Here is an 18,297-nt window from a genome sequence, read left to right as displayed (position 1 = left end):
ATTGACTTTGTCACAGGCTGTTATTGTTTCCCGCCACCAGGTGGCGCCATGAGCGCCGCCCGGCCACGCGCCCTGATTATCGGCGGCTCCCTGGGCGGCCTGTTTGCGGCAGTGTCGTTGCGCGCCATCGGCTGGGACGTAAAGGTATTCGAGCGTTCGGCCGGCCTGCTCGACAGCCGTGGCGGCGGACTGGTGCTGCAGCCAGAAGTCGAAGCCGTATTCGATGCGGCGCAGGTGCCGCATGTCACGCCGCTGGGCGTGCGTTCGCGCGAGCGCATCTACCTGGACCGGCAGGACCGCATCGTCAGCCAGGCCATGATGCCGCAGATGCAGACCTCATGGAACACGCTGTACGGCAGCATGCACCGCGCGCTGCCCGATGGCGTGATCCATGCTGGCGAAAAGCTGCTGCACTTCGGGCAGGACGGCAAGACGGTGAGCGCGCATTTCGCCAGCGGCCGGGTCGAGCAGGGCGACCTGTTGATCGGCGCGGACGGTTCACGCTCGACCGTGCGCAGCCAGCTGCTGCCCGATGTGCAGTTGCACTATGCCGGCTATGTTGCGTGGCGTGGTCTGGTGGCCGAGCGCGATGTGCCGCCCGAGGTGGAGGCCAAGCTGAGCGACAGCTTTGCCTTCCAGCAGGGCGATGACCATATGTTGCTGCAGTATCTGGTGCCGGGCGAGGACGAATCGCGCACGCAAGGGCAGCGCCGGCGCAACTGGGTCTGGTACCGCAAGATCGCCGCCGGCGCCGCGCTCGACGCCGCGCTGCTGGACCGCCATGGCGTCCGGCATGCGTTTTCGCTGTCGCCGGGCAGCATGCGCGACGATGCGATCGTGGAACTCAGGCGCGACGCCGAGCGCCTGCTGGCGCCCAGCTTTGCGCGCCTGGTCGAGGCGACGGCAGAGCCGTTCATGCAGGCCATTCTCGACCTGCAGGTGCCGAAGATGGTGTTTGGCCGTGTGCTGCTGCTGGGCGACGCCGCATTTGTGCCACGCCCGCACACGGCGGGCGGCGCAGCCAAGGCGGCCAGCAATGCGCTGACGCTGGCACGCAGCCTGCGCCATGCCGTCACGGACGATGGCGACGGCATCGATGCCGCACTGGCGCGCTGGCAGGGCCAGGCGCTGCGCCAGGGCATGCGGCTGACGCAATGGGGCATGGCACTGGGCGAGCGCATTATGGATCTGCCGCCATCGGCTGGTGAGGCCGACGGCGCGCCGCGCAGCGGCATGTTCTGAAAGGCTAGCCTATCGCCAGCGCTGGCGCCGGGACTGCGGCTGCGGTCGGGATGGCAGCTGCCACCTGCAGCAGCGTATCGCCAAAGCCGCCTCTGGCCCTGGCGTCGCGGCGCGCACTGGTGGTAACGCGCGGTGCGGCGCTCCAGGCGATGCGCGCGCCGCTGGCCTGCAGCGCCGTGACCAGCGCCACATCTTCACTGCAGGCCAGCGACGCAAAGCCGCCGGCGCGCAGGTAGGCGCGCGCGCACACGCCAAGGTTGGCGCCATGGATATGGCGGTGGCCGTCGGCATCGGTATAAGTGCTGGCAAAGTGCTGGCGCAGGGCCTGTGCATGCTGGCGGTGCGGCGACCAGTCTTCGACGGCGACGGTGCCGCACACCACTTCGGCCTGTTGCGCCAGCTGGCTGCACAGCCAGTCGGGCGCTACCAGCGTGTCGGCGTCGGTAAAGGCCAGCCAGCGTGCGCCGCGCGCCAGCAGCACCCGGGCGCCGGCGGCGCGCGCCGCACCCACATTGCGCTGGTCGATGGCGATGCAATCGAGGCGCCAGCGCACATCGGCGTTCATGGCGTGCTGCAGCACGATGCGCTGCGAGCGGTCGCTGCAGGCGTCAAGCACCACCAGGATCGATACGGCTTCGCCCGCCAGATCGGGGCAGGTTGCCGCCGCCTGTAGCGCCGCCAGGCAGGCGCCCAGGCAAGCCTCTTCGTTATGTACCGGAACCACAATGCCGATCATGCAAAACCCTCCCGCTGCGCGACCGAGCGCGCGTCATTGGACCAAATTCCCAGCAAAAAATCGGGTTCTTCATGGCGCACCAGGCAGTGCAGGCCTGGCCGGTTCTGGAAGGCGGCGTGGACCCGCACGGTCGACTGCACGCGCTCGGCAAACGGTGCGCGCCAGTGGCACAGTGCGATGCTGCCGCCCGGCGCCAGGCTGGCGCTGGCGTGTTCAGCCACCTGCGCCAGCTCTTCCGGCGACAGGTAATAGCCGATTTCACTGAGCAGTATCAAATCGAAGCGCTCGGCGCCGTTGCCGGTGCGCGGCCAGTCTTGCGGCAGGCGCTGATGCAGCAGCGTGACCTTGTGCTCCAGGCCCTCGTCGCGCAGGCGCTGCTGCGCCGCGTGCAGCGCCTGGCTGGACAAGTCGGCGGCCAGCAGGCGCTCGCAGCGCTGTGCCAGCGCGACGGTCAGTTCGCCGTTGCCGCAGGCCGGCTCGTAGGCATTGCGGTAGCGCGCCTGCGGCAGGCAGGCCAGCAGCAGCGCGCGTTTGCGCGCCTCGTACCAGCGCTGGCGCACCAGCCAGGGGTCGGCGTCATGCTGGTACAACTGCTCGAAGTAGGCGGCGCGCGCCTCGGGCGCAAGGGGGGCGGTAGCGGGCGTCATGAAAAATAGATCTCGTAAGGATGCAGCAGGCGTTGCAGGGCGGCCGGCGACACGATGGCGTCCTGGCCGGTGGAAGGATCGGGCTGCAGCTGGCTGGCAAAGCAGGCAAGGGCGGCGCGCTTGCGCGCCAGGACCTCGGGCGGCAGCGCCAGCCGGTGCGCGCGATGCCAGGGCACGCGCGCGTCGCCGGGGGCAGCCCAGTGCCAGCCCCAGACCGGCATTTCCACCAGCCTGGCACCGCAGCTTGACGCCGCTGCCGCGCTGGCCCAGCCGCAGGCTTCATGGTCGGGATGGCCGTCCAAGCGCCAGGTGGTCAGCAGCGTGTCGCCGGGGCGCAGCAGCGTTTCAAGCATGGCGCGCAGCAGCGTTGCATGGGCCTGGACGGCGCCGTCGGGCAGTTGCAGCCGCTGCCAGGCCGGTTGCTGCCAGCCCAGTGCGGCCAGCGCCTGCGCCGACTCCTGTGGCCGCACCTGCCGCAGGCGCTCGCGCGGCCACAAGGTGGAGCCGGGGTGGCTGGCGTCGCCGTCGGTAACGGCCACCAGCAGCACTTCGCGGCCCAGGCCGGCCAGCAACTGCAGCAGGCCGCCGCAGGCCAGCACTTCATCGTCGGGATGCGGTGCCACAATCACGGCGCGCGCGCGGTCAGGCCCGGCGGGCACCAGTTGCTGTGCGCTGATGGCAGGCAGCGCGGCCAGGCCGCCCCAGTCCTGCCACAGCTGGTCGGGCGTACCGGCGCCTTCGATCCGGCGTTCGCCGGGCGTGGTTGGCGCCTGCATCAGAGCGCCCATGGATGGTCGCTGACGCCGGCCACGATGCCGCCCAGCGTTGCCTGGTCGCGCTCGGCGTGGCTCTGGCGCAGGAACACCGGCAGGTCGGCCGCCAGTCGTGCAAAGCGCGCATCGCGGCACAGCGGGCCGGCGCCCAGCGCGCGCGTGGCCAGTTGCAGTACCTGCGTGGCGCAGTCTTCTACCGTCAGGCGCAGACGCAGCGCCAGTTCCATCGCATCGTGCCGAGGCTGACGGTCGATTTCCTGCGCGCCTTCGCGCAGCAGTGCGGCGCTGGCGCGCAGCAGGCAGTCGATCTGGCCCAGTTGCGCCAGGCGTACCGGGTCCGGTGTGGCCTGCTGCGCCCGGGCATGCAGATGGCTGGCCACCGCGCAGGCCGCGCCATGCCAGGCGGCGGCAATGCCGGCGCCGCCGTGCCAGAAGCCGGGCCGCGCCAGGTAGGCGCCAGGTGCACCGACGGGCAAGGCGCGCGCACCGGAAAACACCACCTCGACACTGGCGCTGCCGGCCATGCCAACCGCCTGCCAGCCGTCGCCGGTGACCTGCACGCCAGGCTGATTCATGGCCACCGAGGCCAGGCAGGCTTCACCTGCCTCGTTCCAGCAGCTGACCAGCGCATGGCTGAGGCCTGCTGCGCCCGAACACCAGGCCTTGCGGCCATCGAGCACATGGCGTCCGTCCGGCAACTGGCGCAGCGCCACGCGGGCACCAGGCGCCTCGGCGCACCACACGCCCCAGCTGCTGCCGGCGGGCGCGCCAGCGCTGTCGATTTCAGCCAGGATGGCCAGCGCATCGGTATGGCCTTCAAACAGCTTGAGCAGCGACAGGTCAATGGCAGCGACGGCGGCCAGCGCCTGCCAGCGCTGCAGCGTGGCGCCATGGCCGGGCAGGGGCAACTGGTCGAGACCGGCGTCGATCAGGCGGCGCAGGCCCTGATGCGGCGTCGCGTCAGCGAGACAGGGCAGCAGCGCGCCCAGCGATGCGCTGTGGGTACTTGGTGACAGGGAAACGATTGCATCAGACATGGCCAGCTCCTTTGCAAGCAGTCTAGCTTTCTGCTTTGGCAATGTATGTTCGATTCTGCACACAGCCGCGCTGCGCGCCGAGGCGCGCCCATGCCTACGGCTGCTGCCTTTTCACGGCACGGTGCAGTGCGTCGATCAGGCCGGGCAGCGCCTGCTGCAACGCTGCCACGCTGGCCTCGGCCAGCTCGGCGCGCGCTTCGACTTTGCCCGACGGCTGTCCCCAGGCCACCTGTGCCTGCAGCTGCGCCCGGGTTGCCAGATTGCTGACGCTGACCAGCAGCGCCACTTCATCGGCAGCGTTTTCCTGTGCTGGCTCAAGCAGGCAGGAAATACCGAAGTGATAATCCTCGAAGGCGCTGGCGGTGCCGCTGGAAAAAGCAAACACGGAGGCCAGCACGCCTGGCGCGCTCGCCGTCAGTTGCGGCAGTGCAGCCTGGAAAAGCGGCAGCAGGGCGGCCTCGATCTGGCTGGCCAGTGGGTGGGTGTGGGCAAGAACGTTCATGGCTGGTGCGCGCTGGTATTGATAAGTAGTCGGGGCCGTATTATAGGAGCGGCAGCAGGGCATCAGCAGAAATCGGGCGCCATGATGGCCTGGCGTGCAATCACAGGAAAGGAGCGGCAATGTTGCGACGATGGTGGAACCGGCTCTGGGGAGGGCGCAATGCTTATGTGGTGCAGACCGACAAGCCTGGCGGCAAGTCCCGCTTCGGCAGGCAGCAGCGCGAGAGCAGTGTGGCCGATGGCAACGTCAACTGGACTTTAACCGGTGGCGATGGCGCGCACGGCGGCAGCTGTGGCAGTCAATCTGGCAGTGGCGGCGCTTCCGGTGACTGGGGGTGCTCGTCAGACAGCGGCGGCTCCTCCGATGGCGGCGGTGGCGATGGCGGTGGGGGCGGCGGTAACTGAGCGCCCTCGCCGCTCAGGGCGTGGCATCGTCGACAGCATGTGCGCGCACGAAGTCGATATGGTCCTGCATGGCGTCGCGCGCCAGTTCCGCCTGGCCGTCGCAAATCGCGCTGCATAGCGTGCGATGCTGCGCCAGCAGCGACTGCGAGGCTGCCTGGTCGTGCAGGCGCAGGCCGGTGCCGCTTTGCGCAATATGCTCGCGCAGCATGCCCAGTACGCTCGCATGCAGGTGCAAAAACATGGTGTTGTGCGACGCCTGCGCGATGGTCTCATGCAGCCGCGCATCGTGGCGGGCTTCGGCCGCCATGTCACCGTCCTGGCGCGCCTGTTCCAGCTGCGCCAGTTGCGCCATGATCAGCGCGCGCTCTTTATCAGTGGCGCGCTGCGCCGCAAAGTAGGCGGTGGCCCCTTCCAGCACATGGCGAAACTCCAGGATGTCGCTACGCAGCGCCGGGTGGTCTGCCACCAACTGGCTCCACGGCGAGGCGATGCCGGTGCGCAGCTGGTCGGTCACGAACACGCCTGAGCCGCGCCGGCTGCGCAGCAGGCCGCGCGCGGCCAGTCGCTGCACCGCTTCGCGCACCGTATTGCGCGATACGCCGTGCCGTTCGGCCAGCACGCGTTCGGCCGGAAGACGCGCGCCCACCGGCAGGCTGCCGTCGAGCAGCGCCGTCTCCAGCGCCCGCATTACCATCTCCACGCGGTTATGTGCCATCTGTGTAATGTCGTCGATACTCAATTGGTTGGGCCAATTTGTGTTTTGTGCGGCCAGCGGCGATTATGCGCCAGCCAGTCGCCGTTCACAACTTGATGGAGTATCCCCATGCAGCCAGGCCCCCGACAGTACCCAGCCGATTATCCAGTCCCCACGCAGCACGTTTATCTGTTTGCCACCTGCCTGGTCGATCTGTTCGTGCCGCAGGCAGGTCTTGACAGCGTGCGCCTGCTCGAGCGCGAAGGCTTGCAGGTACATTATCCGCGCGGCCAGAGCTGCTGCGGCCAGCCCGCCTACAGCAGCGGCAATCCCGAACAGGCACGCGCGGTGGCGCGCGCCCAGCTCGGCCTGTTTGGCGAACCGTGGCCGGTGATCGTGCCATCCGGGTCGTGCGCCGGCATGATGCGCCATCACTGGCCGGCGCTGTTCGAAGACGATCCGGTCGACGGCCCGCGCGCGCGCGAACTGGCCGGGCGCGTCTACGAGCTGGCCGAGTTTTTGGTCTGCGTGATGGGTTGCGATTTCAGCGCCGGCGCGGTTGCCGGCCAGCGCGATGAAACGGTGGTGCTGCACACCTCGTGCGGCGCGCGGCGCGAGATGGGCACGCGCGGCCACGGCGTGGCGCTGCTCGACCAGTTGCCTGGCGTGACGCGGGTGGAGCACCAGCGCGAATCGGAGTGCTGCGGCTTTGGCGGCACGTTCTCCTTGAAACACCCCGATATCTCGGGTGCCATGGTGGCCGACAAGGTCGCCTCGGCCTGTGCCACCGGCTGCGAGCGGCTGGTGTCGGCCGACTGCGGCTGCCTGCTCAATATCGGCCATGCCGCCGCACAGCGCGGCGCGCCGCTGCCGGTCGAGCATATGGCCAGCTTTCTGTGGCGCCGCACGGGAGGTGCAGCATGAATGGCATGAACAACGCGCGCGAGCGCATGCTGGGCCGTCTGCGCGCCAGTGCGCCGCAGCAGGGCACGCCTATTGCCGATATCGACGCCAGTATCGACGCGCACTATACGGCGCGTCGCATGGCAGCGTCGCCGCGTAGCCTGTTGGAGAGCATGCAAAACGCCTTGCGTGCGGCGCAGGCCCAGGTCGATTGCGTCAGCGCGCATGCCTGGCCGGCTTTGCTGGCCGCGCGGCTGGGCGCGCAGCAGGTGCGCCGGCTGTTGATGGACACCGCCAGCGCCGAAGGGCGCGCACTGCAGGCGGCGCTGCCGGCGGAAATTGAAGCGCTGCCGTTTGCGCGTCCGCTGGCCGAGTGGAAAAGCGTATTGTTCGACAGCGTCGACGCCGGCTTTACGGTGGCGCGCTCGGGCATTGCCGCCACCGGCACGCTGGTGATTGCGCCCGATGCCGGCACGCCGCGCACGGTCTCGCTGGCGCCGCCGCTGCATGTGGCGCTGGTGTATGCGAGCACCCTGCACGCCGACTTGCATGCGGCTGCGCGCACGGAGCGCTGGGCCGACGGCATGCCGAGCAACCTGGTGCTCATTTCCAGTCCGTCAAAGACGTCCGATATCCAGCAGACGCTGGCCTATGGCGCGCATGGTCCGCGCTGGCTGTGGGTGCTGCTGGTTGATGATCTGGCCGACGGCTTGAACAATCGTGAAGGAGAGCAGCCATGAAGGCGCACAATCTGCAGTTTGTGGCGCCAGCCGATTTTCATGCGCGTGCACGCGCCGCGCTCGATGACCCCAAGCTGCGCCAGAGCTTTCGCGGCGCGATGGATTTTTTGCAGGACAAGCGCCGCGTGCAGTTTCCCGATGGCGAAGAACTGGAGCGCCTGCGCGACCTGGGCGAAGCGGTGCGCCAGCACGCGCTGTCGCGCCTGCCCGATCTGCTGGTGCAGCTCGAAGACAAGCTGGTCGAGGCTGGCGTGCAGGTGCACTGGGCCGAAGATGGCGAGCAAGCCAACGCGATTATCCATGCGATTGCCGAGCGCAACGGCGCCAAGCGGCTGATCAAGGGCAAGTCGATGGCCAGCGAGGAGATCGAGCTCAATCACTATCTGGAAGCGCGCGGCGTAAGCTGCCTGGAGTCGGACATGGGCGAATATATCGTCCAGCTGGCCGGCGAGAAGCCATCGCATATCGTAATGCCGGCCATTCACAAGACCAAGGCCGATATCGGCAGCCTGTTTGCCGAGCATATTGCCGATACGCCCTATACGGAAGACGTCGACAGCCTGATCCAGGCCGGCCGGCGCGCCTTGCGCCAGGCGTTTGTCGACGCCGATATCGGCCTGTCCGGCGTCAATTTTGCCGCCGCCGACACGGGCACGCTGTGGCTGGTGGAAAACGAGGGCAATGGCCGCCTGACCACCACCGTGCCGGACGTGCATATTGCGATCATGGGCATGGAAAAGGTGGTGGCCAGGCTGGAGCATATCGTACCCCTGTCGAGCCTGCTGACGCGTTCGGCCACCGGGCAAGCCATTACTACTTATTTCAACCTGATCTCGGGACCGCGCCGCGAAGGCGAACTGGACGGGCCGCGCGAAGTGCATCTGGTGCTGCTCGACAATGGCCGCAGCCAGGCCTATGCCGACGAACAGCTGCGCGCCACCCTGCAATGCATACGCTGCGGCGCCTGCATGAACCACTGCCCGGTCTATACACGCATCGGTGGCCATGCCTATGGCACCACTTATCCGGGGCCGATCGGCAAGATTATTTCGCCGCATCTGCTGGGGCTCGAATCGACGGCCGACCTGGCCACGGCGTCGAGCCTGTGCGGCGCCTGCGGCGAAGTGTGTCCGGTGCGCATCCCGATACCGCAGCTGCTGGTGCGCCTGCGCACCGAGGCCAACCGCCATCCCGACGAGCAGGTAGCCCACCCGCTGCGTGGCCAGGGGGCCAAGTTCAACCGTGGCGAAAACCTGGTGTGGCGCTTCTGGAGCGGTGCTTTTGCGCATCCGTCGCGTTATCGCGCCTTCCGCTGGGCCGCCACGCGCCTGCGGGCGCTGACACCGGCGTCGCAGCTGGGATGGACGCAGCACCGGCTGCCGTTGACGCCGGCGCCGCGCAGCCTGTCGGACCTGCTTAATGAAAAGGGACAGCAGGAATAGCCACAAAGGCGGCTGCGTCTGTGGTCGTAGTAAAACTAGAAAAACTTGTACATTTATGTATAAAACCGCTTGATGCGTTGCAGCATGATGCTGCCTGGGTTCTGTTTCCGGCGCCATGCCGGAATAGACCTTCAGAGAAAAGATCGGGCAGGCGGCGTTGTGGCCTGGCCCGGTATAGCCCATCCTGTGCTCAAGCGCGGGGCGAGCAGGATGGTGCTATCGATACCGCGCAAGGCGGTTGAGACTGGCGACTGTCACAAGCTTGGATGATGGCTTGCGTCGCGTTTGATACGACTTCACTTCATTTGCAACTGACTTCCACTTGCCTGGTTCTGATTAACGCGACAGGCCGCTCATCCAGCTTGGATGCGGGTTGCTGCGGGACAATTCGCGCATGCGGTATTCCAGATCGTAGCGGTCGGTCGACTCGGCCAGGTAGGCTTCTTCGTAAGCGCGTTCGCGGTGGTCATCGCTTTGCAGCAGGTAGGCGCTGGCGCGTTTGAGGACGGCTGCCAGGGTGGCGACGATGTTGTTGCTGTTGGTTGTGTGATAGCTGAAAGTGGTGGTGGCAGACATGACAAGCTCCTTGTAAAGTGGGCGTTGCATCAAGTGGTGCAGCGCAACATAAGTATACTATTCTCAAGATATAAGTACACTTTTGTTTTCAAATGTCAGCTATTCAATTATCAAATAACAGGCGTGAAAACTGCGTAAACCGGGCCTTTCGGGCATAATGCCGTCGCGGGATGGTAGTTTTACTACGCTGCTCAGTTACTTGTTGGTGTTGTTTTCAAACAAGATCTCCGCAGGCATCCCAACGCAACAATCGGCAATGCAATCGCAGTACAAGACGATCCTGGAATTGAACATTGGAGAATGTATGGAACACGTAAAGCAGGGCCTGGGCGCGCAGCGCAGCCAGGCCGGCACGCAAAACAACACTGGCGCCCTGATCATTGTCACGGTGCTATTTTTCATGTGGGGTCTGCTGACCTCGCTTAATGATGTGCTGATCCCCCATCTGCGCTCAATCTATACCCTGACGTATGTGCAGGCGATGCTGGTGCAGTTCTGCTTCTTTGGCGCCTACGCCATCGTGTCCTTGCCTGCCGGCATGCTGATCAAGCGCATCGGCTATCAGAGTGGCGTGGTCACCGGTCTGCTGATCGCCGCGGCCGGCTGCGCCATGTTCTACCCGGCCTCGACCGGCAGCTACGCGCTGTTCCTGGTGGCGTTCTTTATCCTGGCGGCCGGCATCACGGTGCTGCAGGTGGCGGCCAATCCGTATGTCACGGAACTGGGCGACCCGCAGACGGCGTCGAGCCGTTTGACGCTGACGCAGGCCTTCAATTCGCTGGGCACCACGGTGGCGCCGACGCTGGGCGGCATCCTGATCCTGTCGGGTACGGTATTGACGGTGCAGCAGTTCGACCTGCTGCCGGCAGCCGAGCAACTGGCTTACCGCGCCAAGGAAGCGGCAGCCGTGCAGGGCCCGTACCTGGCGCTGGCCGCCACGCTGGTGGTACTGGCGGTGCTGTTTGCACTGGCCAAGCTGCCGAAAATCTCGCACGCCGATGATGTGCAGGAAACACGCGATGGCCACAAGGTCTCGATCTGGTCGCACCGCCACCTGGTGCTGGGCGCCGTGGCGATCTTCCTGTACGTGGGTGGCGAAGTCAGTATCGGCAGCTTCCTGATTAACTTCCTGGGCGAGAGCCATATTGCCGGCCTCAATGCAGCCGATGCCGCGCACTTTGTCAGCTACTACTGGGGCGGCGCCATGCTCGGCCGTTTTGTCGGCTTTGCCGTGATGCGCTATGTCAGCCCGGGCAAGACGCTGGCCTTCAATGCAGCCGTGGTGATCGCACTGATCCTGGTGGCAGTGTTTGCCAGCGGCCATACCGCCATGTGGGCGTTGATCGCAGTCGGCCTGTTCAACTCGATCATGTTCCCGACCATTTTCAGCATGGCCTTGAACAAGCTGGGCGCACAGACGGGACAGGGCTCGGGCATCCTGTGCATGGCGATCGTGGGTGGCGCCATCGTGCCGTTTATCCAGGGCTTCCTGGCTGATCACATGAACCTGCAGCTGTCATTCATCGTGCCGGCGCTGTGCTACACCTTCATTTTGTACTTCGGCTGGAAATATGCGTCGATGTACGAAGCGGGTACAGAGCTGAAATAAGGCATTGGCCTGCGTGTTTCATGCGCCGTCGTGGCGTCGCGTAGGTCGGATTAGGTGGGGTCGCCGAGGCCCTTCGGGCCGTAATCCGACAAACACCCGCAGCGCCAACAATGTTGTCGGATTACGGCCTGCGGCCTAATCCGACCTACGTGTTTGACACGCCGTCGCGTTGTCGCGTAGGTCGGATTAGCGCGCAGCGCGTAATCCGACACCCCCATCATCCGTTCCCAGCACTTCAGAGCACACCTCCAGCCACGCGCGCGCCGCATGCGACAGATACTGGCCGCGCCAGATATGGGCGACCTGCCAGGCTATTTCCGGCTCGACGATGCGCACCGCCTCGACCTTTTCGCCGGCCAGGCGGTGGATCAGCGGCTCGGGCAGCAGCGCCACGCCCAGTCCTGACGCAGCCATCGCCACCAGCCAGTCCCACTGGCCGCTCTGGGCCGCTATCTGCGGCGTGAAGCCGGCCTGCGCAAAGTGCTGGCGCAGGCTGCGCGTGAGTGCAAATTCATCTTTCAGCAGTACCAGCGGCAGCTCTGCCAGCGCCTTGAAGGGCAGGGTGGTGCGCTGCTTCTGGAACGTGCCCGGTTCGGCCAGCGCCCAGATCGGATAGCTGGCCACCGGTGCGCTAACCAGTTCCAGCGTGGGCTCGGCCGGCAGCACCGTCATGCCGATTTCCAGCTCGCCTGCGGCGACCTTGCGTTCGATCTGCTGTCCCGTATCTTCCAGCAGGCGCAGTGCGATCTGCGGATGGCGCGCGCGAAACGCCTTGAGTACCGGTGTAAACAGCACATTGATCATCGGCGGCACGCCCACCGTCAGGCTGCCTTGCTGCAGGGCCTGGGTGTCGCGGATTTCCAGTGTCAGCTGGCGCATGCTGGCCAGCATGTCCTGGCCATGCTGGTAGACGATGCGGCCGGTGTCGGTCAGCGACAGCTTGCGGCCATCGCGCACCAGCAGTTGCGCACCGACTTCGTCCTCGAGCTGGCGCACCATCTTGCTGATGGTCGACTGGGTCAGGTGCAGCGCTTCGGCCGCCTGCGTAAAGCTCGACAGGCGCACAGTTTCAACAAAATAACGCAGGGATCGGATATCCACGACAGTAACGCTCCTGAAAGCATGAAAATATCGACTGAATCCGGCGAATTTAATTCATGCAATCCATGTGACGGCGATTTTATACTGAAGCCACTTATGGCGCTGGTGTATGACCGCCATGTGGTTTGAGAATATAAAGAAGAACGGAGCAAAGATGCATCAGGATCATTATCAGGATCGAATTCGCCACCCCGGCCTGCTCGGCAAAGTCATGAGCGCCGCCGAGGCAGCCAGCTTGTTTCACAGCGGCATGCGCGTGGGCATGAGCGGCTTTACCCGCGCCGGCGACGCCAAGGCGCTGCCGCGCGCGCTGGCCGAGCGTTCGCAGCAGGAACCGTTGGAACTGACCTTGATCACCGGCGCTTCGCTGGGCAACGGCAGCGACGGCCTGATGGCCCAAGCCGGTGCACTGGCGCGCCGTATGCCGTTCCAGGTCGACCCCATCTTGCGCGGCAAGATCAACCGCGGCGAAGTGCTGTTTATCGACCAGCATCTGTCGGAAACGGCCGAGCAGCTGCGTTCGGGCAACCTGCCCGGCATCGATATCGCCGTCATTGAAGCGGCGGCCATTACCGCCTCCGGCGCGATTATTCCCACCATGTCGGTCGGCAACTCGGTGGCCTTTGCCCAGCAGGCCGAGCGGGTGATCGTGGAAATCAACCTGTCCACGCCGCTGGCGCTGGAGGGCTTGCACGATATCTATACGCCGCAGCCGCTGCCGGGCCGCGAGCCGATTCCGCTGACGCGCGTCGACCAGCGCCTGGGCGGCACCGCCATTGCCATCGACCCGGCGCGCATTGCCGCCATCGTCATCACCGACAGCCCCGACAGTCCGTCGAACGCCCTGCCGCCCGACGCGGAAACGCAGGCCATTGCCGGTCATGTGATCGCCTTCCTGGAAGGCGAGGTCAAAGCTGGGCGCATGGGGCCGCAGCTGCTGCCGCTGCAGGCCGGCATCGGCACGATCGCCAATGCGGTGCTGCATGGCCTGATCGGCTCGCCTTTCCACGACATGACCATGTACTCGGAAGTGCTGCAGGACAGCGCCATCGAGCTGCTCGACTCGGGCCAGCTGAGCTTTGCCTCGGCCTCGTCGATCACGCTGTCGGAAAAAGTGCACCAGAAGCTGATGGACAATATCGACCATTACCGCTCGAAGATCGTGCTGCGTCCGCAGGAGATCAGCAACCATCCCGAGATCGTGCGCCGGCTGGGTATTATTGCGCTCAATACGGCGCTGGAATTCGATATCTACGGCAACGTCAATTCCACCCATGTGTGCGGCACGCACATGATGAACGGCATCGGCGGCTCGGGCGACTTTGCGCGCAACGGCCAACTGTCGCTGTTCGTGTCGAAGTCGGCCGCCAAGGGTGGGCGCATATCCAGCGTGGTGCCGATGGTGTCGCATGTCGACCATACCGAGCATGACGTCGATGTGCTGGTGACCGAGTTCGGCTACGCCGACCTGCGCGGCCTGGCGCCGCGCGAACGCGCGCCCCTGATCATCGAACGCTGCGCCCATCCCGACTACCGCGAGCAGTTGCGCGCCTACTACGCCAAAGCAGCCGCGCGCGGCGGCCATACACCGCACGTGCTGCAGGAAGCGCTGGCCTGGCATGTGCGCTACCAGGAAACGCAAAGCATGTGCGATGCCTGAAACCTGGGGTCAGGTCTTAATGCCGCTAAGTTAAGGAAAACGCCTGGCAAACTAAGTAGGTCGGATTAGCCGCATAGCGGCGTAATCCGACAATATCAGCTGCCAATTGTCGGATTACGCTACGCTAATCCGACCTACTGTCCTGATGAGCTTGTGTAGCAATGGCCGACCTGACCCCGATTTTCGTCGATGGCGCAAAGCGCAGCCGTATGCCTTCCGTGACCACGCTCAGCAAGTCTTCGGTATGCGCATCGAGTGCCATATACGGCGTCCACGGGTCGCCTTCGTCCATCACGATGCGCAGCGACACCAGCCCGTGCAGGGACTGCCAGAATATCTGCGTCATCGCATGCAGTGCCGCTTCCTCCGCCTGCACCTGGCCGGCTTCGGCCAGCGCGGCAAACTGCTGCAGCGCGTAAGCGTACGGGTCCTGCTCGGCATTGCCATGTTCGACCATCGCCGCGTCGACTTCGGCGTGCGGGCGCAGCTCCATGAAGATCAGCGCATATTCGTCCGGGTGGGCAAAGCCGTACTGGATATAGGCGCGGCCCATGCTGCGCACGCGGTCCCACGGATCGGTTTGCGCTTCGCTGGCGCTGCGCATGGCCCCCACCAGGTCGAGCAGGTCCTTGTCCATCGCCTGCGCAATCAGCGTGGCCTTGTCGCGAAACAGCGCATACACCACGGTGGTGGAAAAACCGGCCGCTTCGGCCACCTTGCGGATCGATACGGCGCGTGCGCCGCCCTGCTTGATCAGGCGCTTGACTACCTCGATGATATGTTCGCGTCGTGCGTGGGCTTCCCGGACTTTTCGTTCTTGTATATTGCTTAGCTTTTTATCCACGACTCTTTCTGGCCACTTATTAAAAGCAGCGATTATAGGGCGGCATCACCCCTGAAAATGTTTCAGAGCCTGTTACAAATCAGATTTTTGTCCGGTGCAGCCCGCCACTGGCCGTTTTTTGTTGCCGGCTACGCCAGCTCTGCCGACGATGCCCCGGATTGGTGCGAAAACGCGGTGCCCAGCCTTTGCTAACGCGGCCAAAGGGCGGAAAATAGCGAAAGGGCTTACACTGGCCGCACTTGTCCGGCAAGTGCTCCGGGACGCTTAATCAACATCACAGGAATCCACCATGACCATTAAAATCAGCCAGAATTTCGACTCGGGCGCGATCGACGTTGTCAGCGCTGCCAGCGCCAACGCGATCGACCTGAAACTGCGCAAGGACAGCCACGCCGATATCCATCAGTGGTTCCATTTCCGCCTGCAAGGCGCGCGCGACCAGGCCTGCACGCTGCGTTTCCTGAACGCTGGCCAGGCCACCTATCCGGCCGGCTACGAGGGCTATCAGGCCGTGGCCAGCTACGACAGCGAAAACTGGTTCCGCGTGCCGACCACTTTTGACGGCCAGGTCATGACGATTTCCCATACGCCCGAACTCGACAGCGTCTACTACGCCTACTTCGAGCCGTATTCGTGGGAGCGCCACCTGCGATTGCTGGGCGAAGTGGCCGAGCATCCGCTGGCGCGCGTGACTGATCTGGGCTCGACGGTCGATGGCCGCGACATGAATCTGGTCACCATTGGCGACCCGCAGGCGGAAAAGAAAATCTGGGTCATCGCACGCCAGCATCCGGGCGAATCGATGGCCGAATGGTTTGTCGAAGGCCTGATCGACGCGCTGCTCGACGACGCCAACCCGATCGCGCGCAAGCTCTTGCAGCGCGCCGTGTTCCATATCGTGCCGAACATGAATCCGGACGGCTCGATCCGTGGCAATCTGCGCACCAACGCCGCCGGCGCCAACCTGAACCGTGAATGGATGACGCCGTCGCTTGAATCGAGCCCGGAGGTTTTGTGCGTGAAAAACAAGATCCATGAAACCGGCGTCGACATGTTCTTCGACATCCACGGCGACGAAGCGCTGCCGTACAACTTTGTGGCCGGCAATGAAATGCTGGAAAACTTCACGCCGGCCCAGGCCGCACACCAGAAGGCCTTTATCGAGCGTTACAAGCAGGCCAGCCCCGACTTCCAGGACAAATACGGCTATGCCGCCAGCAAGTACAAGTCGGACATGCTGACGCTGGCCTCGAAGTATATCGGCCACCATTTCGGCTGCCTGGCGCTGACGCTGGAAATGCCGTTCAAGGAAAACGCCGACCTGCCGCATCCGGCAGTGGGCTGGAACGGCGCGCGCAGCGCCACCCTGGGCGCGGCCATGCTGCAGCCTATCCTGCTGTCGCTCGACTGACAGGCGCAGCATGGGCGTCGAGATCGAACGTAAATTCCTGCTGTTCGGCGACGCCTGGCGCAGCCTGGGCGAGCCGGTGCTGCTGCGCCAGGGTTACCTGTCGTCGACCCGCGAGCGGGTGGTGCGCGTGCGCATCGAAGGCGAGCAGGCGGTGCTGACCATCAAGGGGGCCAGTGTGGGCGCCACGCGCGGCGAATGGGAGTATCCGATCCCGCTGACGGACGCCGCCGAATTGCTCGACGGCCTGTGCGAGCAGCCGCTGATCGAGAAATACCGGCGCCGCATCACGCATGCCGGCATGGTGTGGGAAGTCGACGAGTTTTTAGGCGCCAACGCCGGCCTGGTGGTGGCCGAGATCGAACTGGAATCGGAAGACCAGGCCTTCGACAAGCCGGAGTGGGTGGGCGAGGAAGTGTCGGATGATGCGCGCTATTTCAACGCCAACCTGATACGGCATCCGTATTCGCGGTGGTGATGAGGTGAATGTAAAAAAGGCGGAGCTGCGGTTCCGCCTTTTTTACGTCATGGGTTGGTGATGTCTGCCGCGCAAACAATGTTGTCGGATTACGCGCTTACGCGCTAATCCGACCTACGGACGGGGCGGCAACGTAGGTCGGATTAGCGCGTAGCGCGTAATCCGACACCACCGTTGACCCATCAATGAAAATGCTCGGTACCTTGCGGGGTATCTTCCGGCATTTCCGGATGCGCCAGCTCGCCTGACGGATCGGCAAACAGCGGGGCGCCGCAGTCGTCGCAGTATTCGCCGACAAAGCGCTCGCTGTGACGCTTGATCTGCGTCACGCCGGCCGCTTGCAGGTGTTCGACGATTTCATCGACCGGGGTCTTCTGCTTGCCCTGGGCGGCGATGCCGACCTGGATCAGGCCTTCGATCGGCGTACCGTCTTCATCTTCCTGGCCATACAGCGGCCAGACGATGCCATAGATCACTTCCGGCGCCTGGCGCAGCGTGAAGGCGATGCGGTATTCGTCGACCTGGCCTTCGGCTGATTCTTCGCCAAAGCCGGCCACTACCGCGCGCAGTTCGGACGGTTCGATGGCCAGCGTGTGCGTCAGGTAATGCACGGCGGCGCGTACCGAGACCGGACGGATCAGCTTGTCCGCTTCGCGGCAGGCCACATAGTATGCTTCGGGCAGCAGCAGTTCGATGCCGCAGCCGGGCAGCATGCGCGCCAGCGTCGGCGCAGCCTGGGTGCGCCATTGTTCGAGCGCTGCGCTGCGTTCGGCAACAAAGTCGGTTTGCAAGGCAGGCACCTGCCAGCGGAACAGCGGCGCGCCGGCAGGGGCCACCACGGCCACCAGCAGATAGCGCGTATCGGCCAGGAACGGCGCCGTTTCAGCTTCTTTTGCTGATGGCTTGACGGTCGTGCCTTTCAGGGCCGCCAGCGCCAGTTTCTGCGTCTTGGCATAGGTCTCGACATGGCTGCGCGGCAACTGGTCGATCGAATACAGCGTGGGCGCCATCGCCATCTTCACGCCATCGGCCAGCAGGTGGGCCGCAAAATGGGTCGACAGCACATTGACGGCGTCGGTGGCCAGCGGGCCGGAGGCAATGGAAAAACGCGTCCAGGCCAGTACCGGCACGGCCACCAGCAGCGCGTCGTAGCGCACCTCTTCATGCACGATGGAAGCCGATTCGCTGACCGCTTCCACGCTGTCCATCAGCACGTCATAGGCGTTCAGATCCTGCCTGAACAGGCTGCCCAGGGTGTTGTCGATGGTGTCCTGGTGTCCGGTCCTGAGTAATTTCTGGAGCTGCGTATCGAGGCTGTGTTCCCAGGAACGCTCTTCGAGACGGCTGGCTGCCTGTACGACCGCCTGGGCAAAGGTGACCAGGCGCTGGCTGTCGGCAGTCAGTTTATGGGATGAATCTTTGGAAGGACGACGCATAGCGGAATAAGAGTCTCTGAAAGTGAAAAAAATGGATCAGTCAAAACGATGATCAACCCTTATAA

General features: G+C 64.6%; 19 protein-coding genes. 9 read left to right on the top strand and 10 right to left on the bottom strand.

Features of this window, described 5'->3' with window-relative positions:
* Positions 1-48: 48 nt before the first annotated feature.
* A complete protein-coding gene (locus tag GCM43_RS13435) occupies positions 49-1,242 on the top strand; it encodes an FAD binding domain-containing protein (RefSeq protein WP_152245037.1) in 1,194 nt (397 codons plus the stop codon).
* 4 nt (positions 1,243-1,246) lie between these two features.
* On the opposite strand, the gene GCM43_RS13430 is transcribed toward GCM43_RS13435, so the two are convergent.
* From GCM43_RS13430 to GCM43_RS13410, 5 genes are all read right to left on the bottom strand, one after another.
* A complete protein-coding gene (locus tag GCM43_RS13430) occupies positions 1,247-1,978 on the bottom strand; it encodes a glycosyltransferase family 2 protein (protein WP_152245035.1) in 732 nt (243 codons plus the stop codon).
* Positions 1,975-2,625, bottom strand: a complete 651-nt coding sequence (locus GCM43_RS13425; RefSeq protein ID WP_152245033.1) for a class I SAM-dependent DNA methyltransferase — start codon at positions 2,623-2,625, stop codon at positions 1,975-1,977. The genes GCM43_RS13430 and GCM43_RS13425 overlap by 4 nt, the downstream gene beginning before the upstream one ends.
* The gene (locus tag GCM43_RS13420; protein WP_226929476.1) at positions 2,622-3,413 is read right to left on the bottom strand and encodes a PIG-L deacetylase family protein; all 792 of its coding nucleotides are present in this window, start codon (positions 3,411-3,413) and stop codon (positions 2,622-2,624) included. Before GCM43_RS13420 ends, GCM43_RS13425 begins: the two co-directional genes overlap by 4 nt.
* Positions 3,401-4,435 carry an acyl-CoA dehydrogenase family protein gene (locus GCM43_RS13415; RefSeq protein ID WP_152245031.1) on the bottom strand — a complete coding sequence of 345 codons (1,035 nt, stop codon included), beginning with the start codon at positions 4,433-4,435 and terminating at the stop codon, positions 3,401-3,403. Before GCM43_RS13415 ends, GCM43_RS13420 begins: the two co-directional genes overlap by 13 nt.
* A 94-nt stretch (positions 4,436-4,529) precedes the next feature.
* A complete protein-coding gene (locus tag GCM43_RS13410) occupies positions 4,530-4,937 on the bottom strand; it encodes a hypothetical protein (protein WP_152245029.1) in 408 nt (135 codons plus the stop codon).
* A gap of 119 nt (positions 4,938-5,056) precedes the next feature.
* On the opposite strand from GCM43_RS13410, the gene GCM43_RS13405 reads away from it, so the two are divergent.
* A complete protein-coding gene (locus GCM43_RS13405; protein WP_152245027.1) occupies positions 5,057-5,341 on the top strand; it encodes a hypothetical protein in 285 nt (94 codons plus the stop codon).
* Positions 5,342-5,354: 13 nt separating this feature from the next.
* Here GCM43_RS13405 and GCM43_RS13400 read toward each other — a convergent pair whose 3' ends face one another.
* Positions 5,355-6,056, bottom strand: a complete 702-nt coding sequence (locus tag GCM43_RS13400) for a FadR/GntR family transcriptional regulator (protein ID WP_152245224.1) — start codon at positions 6,054-6,056, stop codon at positions 5,355-5,357.
* A gap of 108 nt (positions 6,057-6,164) precedes the next feature.
* On the opposite strand from GCM43_RS13400, the gene GCM43_RS13395 reads away from it, so the two are divergent.
* The 3 genes from GCM43_RS13395 to GCM43_RS13385 are packed head-to-tail and all read left to right on the top strand — an operon-like array spanning position 6,165 to position 9,120.
* Positions 6,165-6,959 carry a (Fe-S)-binding protein gene (locus GCM43_RS13395; RefSeq protein WP_152245025.1) on the top strand — a complete coding sequence of 265 codons (795 nt, stop codon included), beginning with the start codon at positions 6,165-6,167 and terminating at the stop codon, positions 6,957-6,959.
* Positions 6,956-7,678, top strand: coding sequence for a LutC/YkgG family protein (locus GCM43_RS13390; RefSeq protein WP_152245023.1), 723 nt, complete (start codon positions 6,956-6,958; stop codon positions 7,676-7,678). Before GCM43_RS13395 ends, GCM43_RS13390 begins: the two co-directional genes overlap by 4 nt.
* Positions 7,675-9,120: a LutB/LldF family L-lactate oxidation iron-sulfur protein gene (locus tag GCM43_RS13385; protein WP_152245021.1), complete on the top strand. Its 1,446-nt coding sequence runs from the start codon at positions 7,675-7,677 to the stop codon at positions 9,118-9,120. The genes GCM43_RS13390 and GCM43_RS13385 overlap by 4 nt, the downstream gene beginning before the upstream one ends.
* Before the next feature lie 336 nt (positions 9,121-9,456).
* Here GCM43_RS13385 and GCM43_RS26505 read toward each other — a convergent pair whose 3' ends face one another.
* Positions 9,457-9,696, bottom strand: a complete 240-nt coding sequence (locus GCM43_RS26505) for a DUF3563 family protein (protein WP_152245019.1) — start codon at positions 9,694-9,696, stop codon at positions 9,457-9,459.
* A 304-nt stretch (positions 9,697-10,000) separates the two neighbouring features.
* Here GCM43_RS26505 and fucP point away from each other — a divergent pair, with 304 nt between their 5' ends.
* The gene (gene fucP, locus GCM43_RS13375; RefSeq protein ID WP_152245017.1) at positions 10,001-11,305 is read left to right on the top strand and encodes an L-fucose:H+ symporter permease; all 1,305 of its coding nucleotides are present in this window, start codon (positions 10,001-10,003) and stop codon (positions 11,303-11,305) included.
* Positions 11,306-11,491: 186 nt separating this feature from the next.
* On the opposite strand, the gene GCM43_RS13370 is transcribed toward fucP, so the two are convergent.
* Positions 11,492-12,406 (bottom strand): LysR substrate-binding domain-containing protein, encoded by a 915-nt coding sequence (locus GCM43_RS13370; RefSeq protein ID WP_152245015.1) that lies wholly within the window; start codon positions 12,404-12,406, stop codon positions 11,492-11,494.
* A gap of 154 nt (positions 12,407-12,560) precedes the next feature.
* On the opposite strand from GCM43_RS13370, the gene GCM43_RS13365 reads away from it, so the two are divergent.
* Positions 12,561-14,066 carry an acetyl-CoA hydrolase/transferase family protein gene (locus tag GCM43_RS13365; RefSeq protein ID WP_152245013.1) on the top strand — a complete coding sequence of 502 codons (1,506 nt, stop codon included), beginning with the start codon at positions 12,561-12,563 and terminating at the stop codon, positions 14,064-14,066.
* A 124-nt stretch (positions 14,067-14,190) separates the two neighbouring features.
* Here GCM43_RS13365 and GCM43_RS13360 read toward each other — a convergent pair whose 3' ends face one another.
* Positions 14,191-14,910 (bottom strand): TetR/AcrR family transcriptional regulator, encoded by a 720-nt coding sequence (locus tag GCM43_RS13360; RefSeq protein ID WP_152245011.1) that lies wholly within the window; start codon positions 14,908-14,910, stop codon positions 14,191-14,193.
* A 289-nt stretch (positions 14,911-15,199) separates the two neighbouring features.
* Between GCM43_RS13360 and GCM43_RS13355 the strand changes: the two genes are divergently transcribed.
* Both GCM43_RS13355 and GCM43_RS13350 read left to right on the top strand, forming a co-directional pair.
* Positions 15,200-16,321 carry a M14 family metallopeptidase gene (locus GCM43_RS13355; protein ID WP_152245009.1) on the top strand — a complete coding sequence of 374 codons (1,122 nt, stop codon included), beginning with the start codon at positions 15,200-15,202 and terminating at the stop codon, positions 16,319-16,321.
* Positions 16,322-16,331: 10 nt separating this feature from the next.
* Positions 16,332-16,796: a CYTH domain-containing protein gene (locus GCM43_RS13350; RefSeq protein ID WP_152245007.1), complete on the top strand. Its 465-nt coding sequence runs from the start codon at positions 16,332-16,334 to the stop codon at positions 16,794-16,796.
* A 182-nt stretch (positions 16,797-16,978) separates the two neighbouring features.
* On the opposite strand, the gene GCM43_RS13345 is transcribed toward GCM43_RS13350, so the two are convergent.
* A complete protein-coding gene (locus GCM43_RS13345; protein ID WP_152245005.1) occupies positions 16,979-18,232 on the bottom strand; it encodes a DUF2863 family protein in 1,254 nt (417 codons plus the stop codon).
* Positions 18,233-18,297 lie beyond the last annotated feature (65 nt).

Origin of the sequence: Janthinobacterium aquaticum, assembly GCF_009208565.1 — a bacterium.
Classification (GTDB): Bacteria; Pseudomonadota; Gammaproteobacteria; order Burkholderiales; family Burkholderiaceae_D; genus Janthinobacterium.
This window is presented reverse-complemented; position numbering and strand designations above follow the sequence as displayed.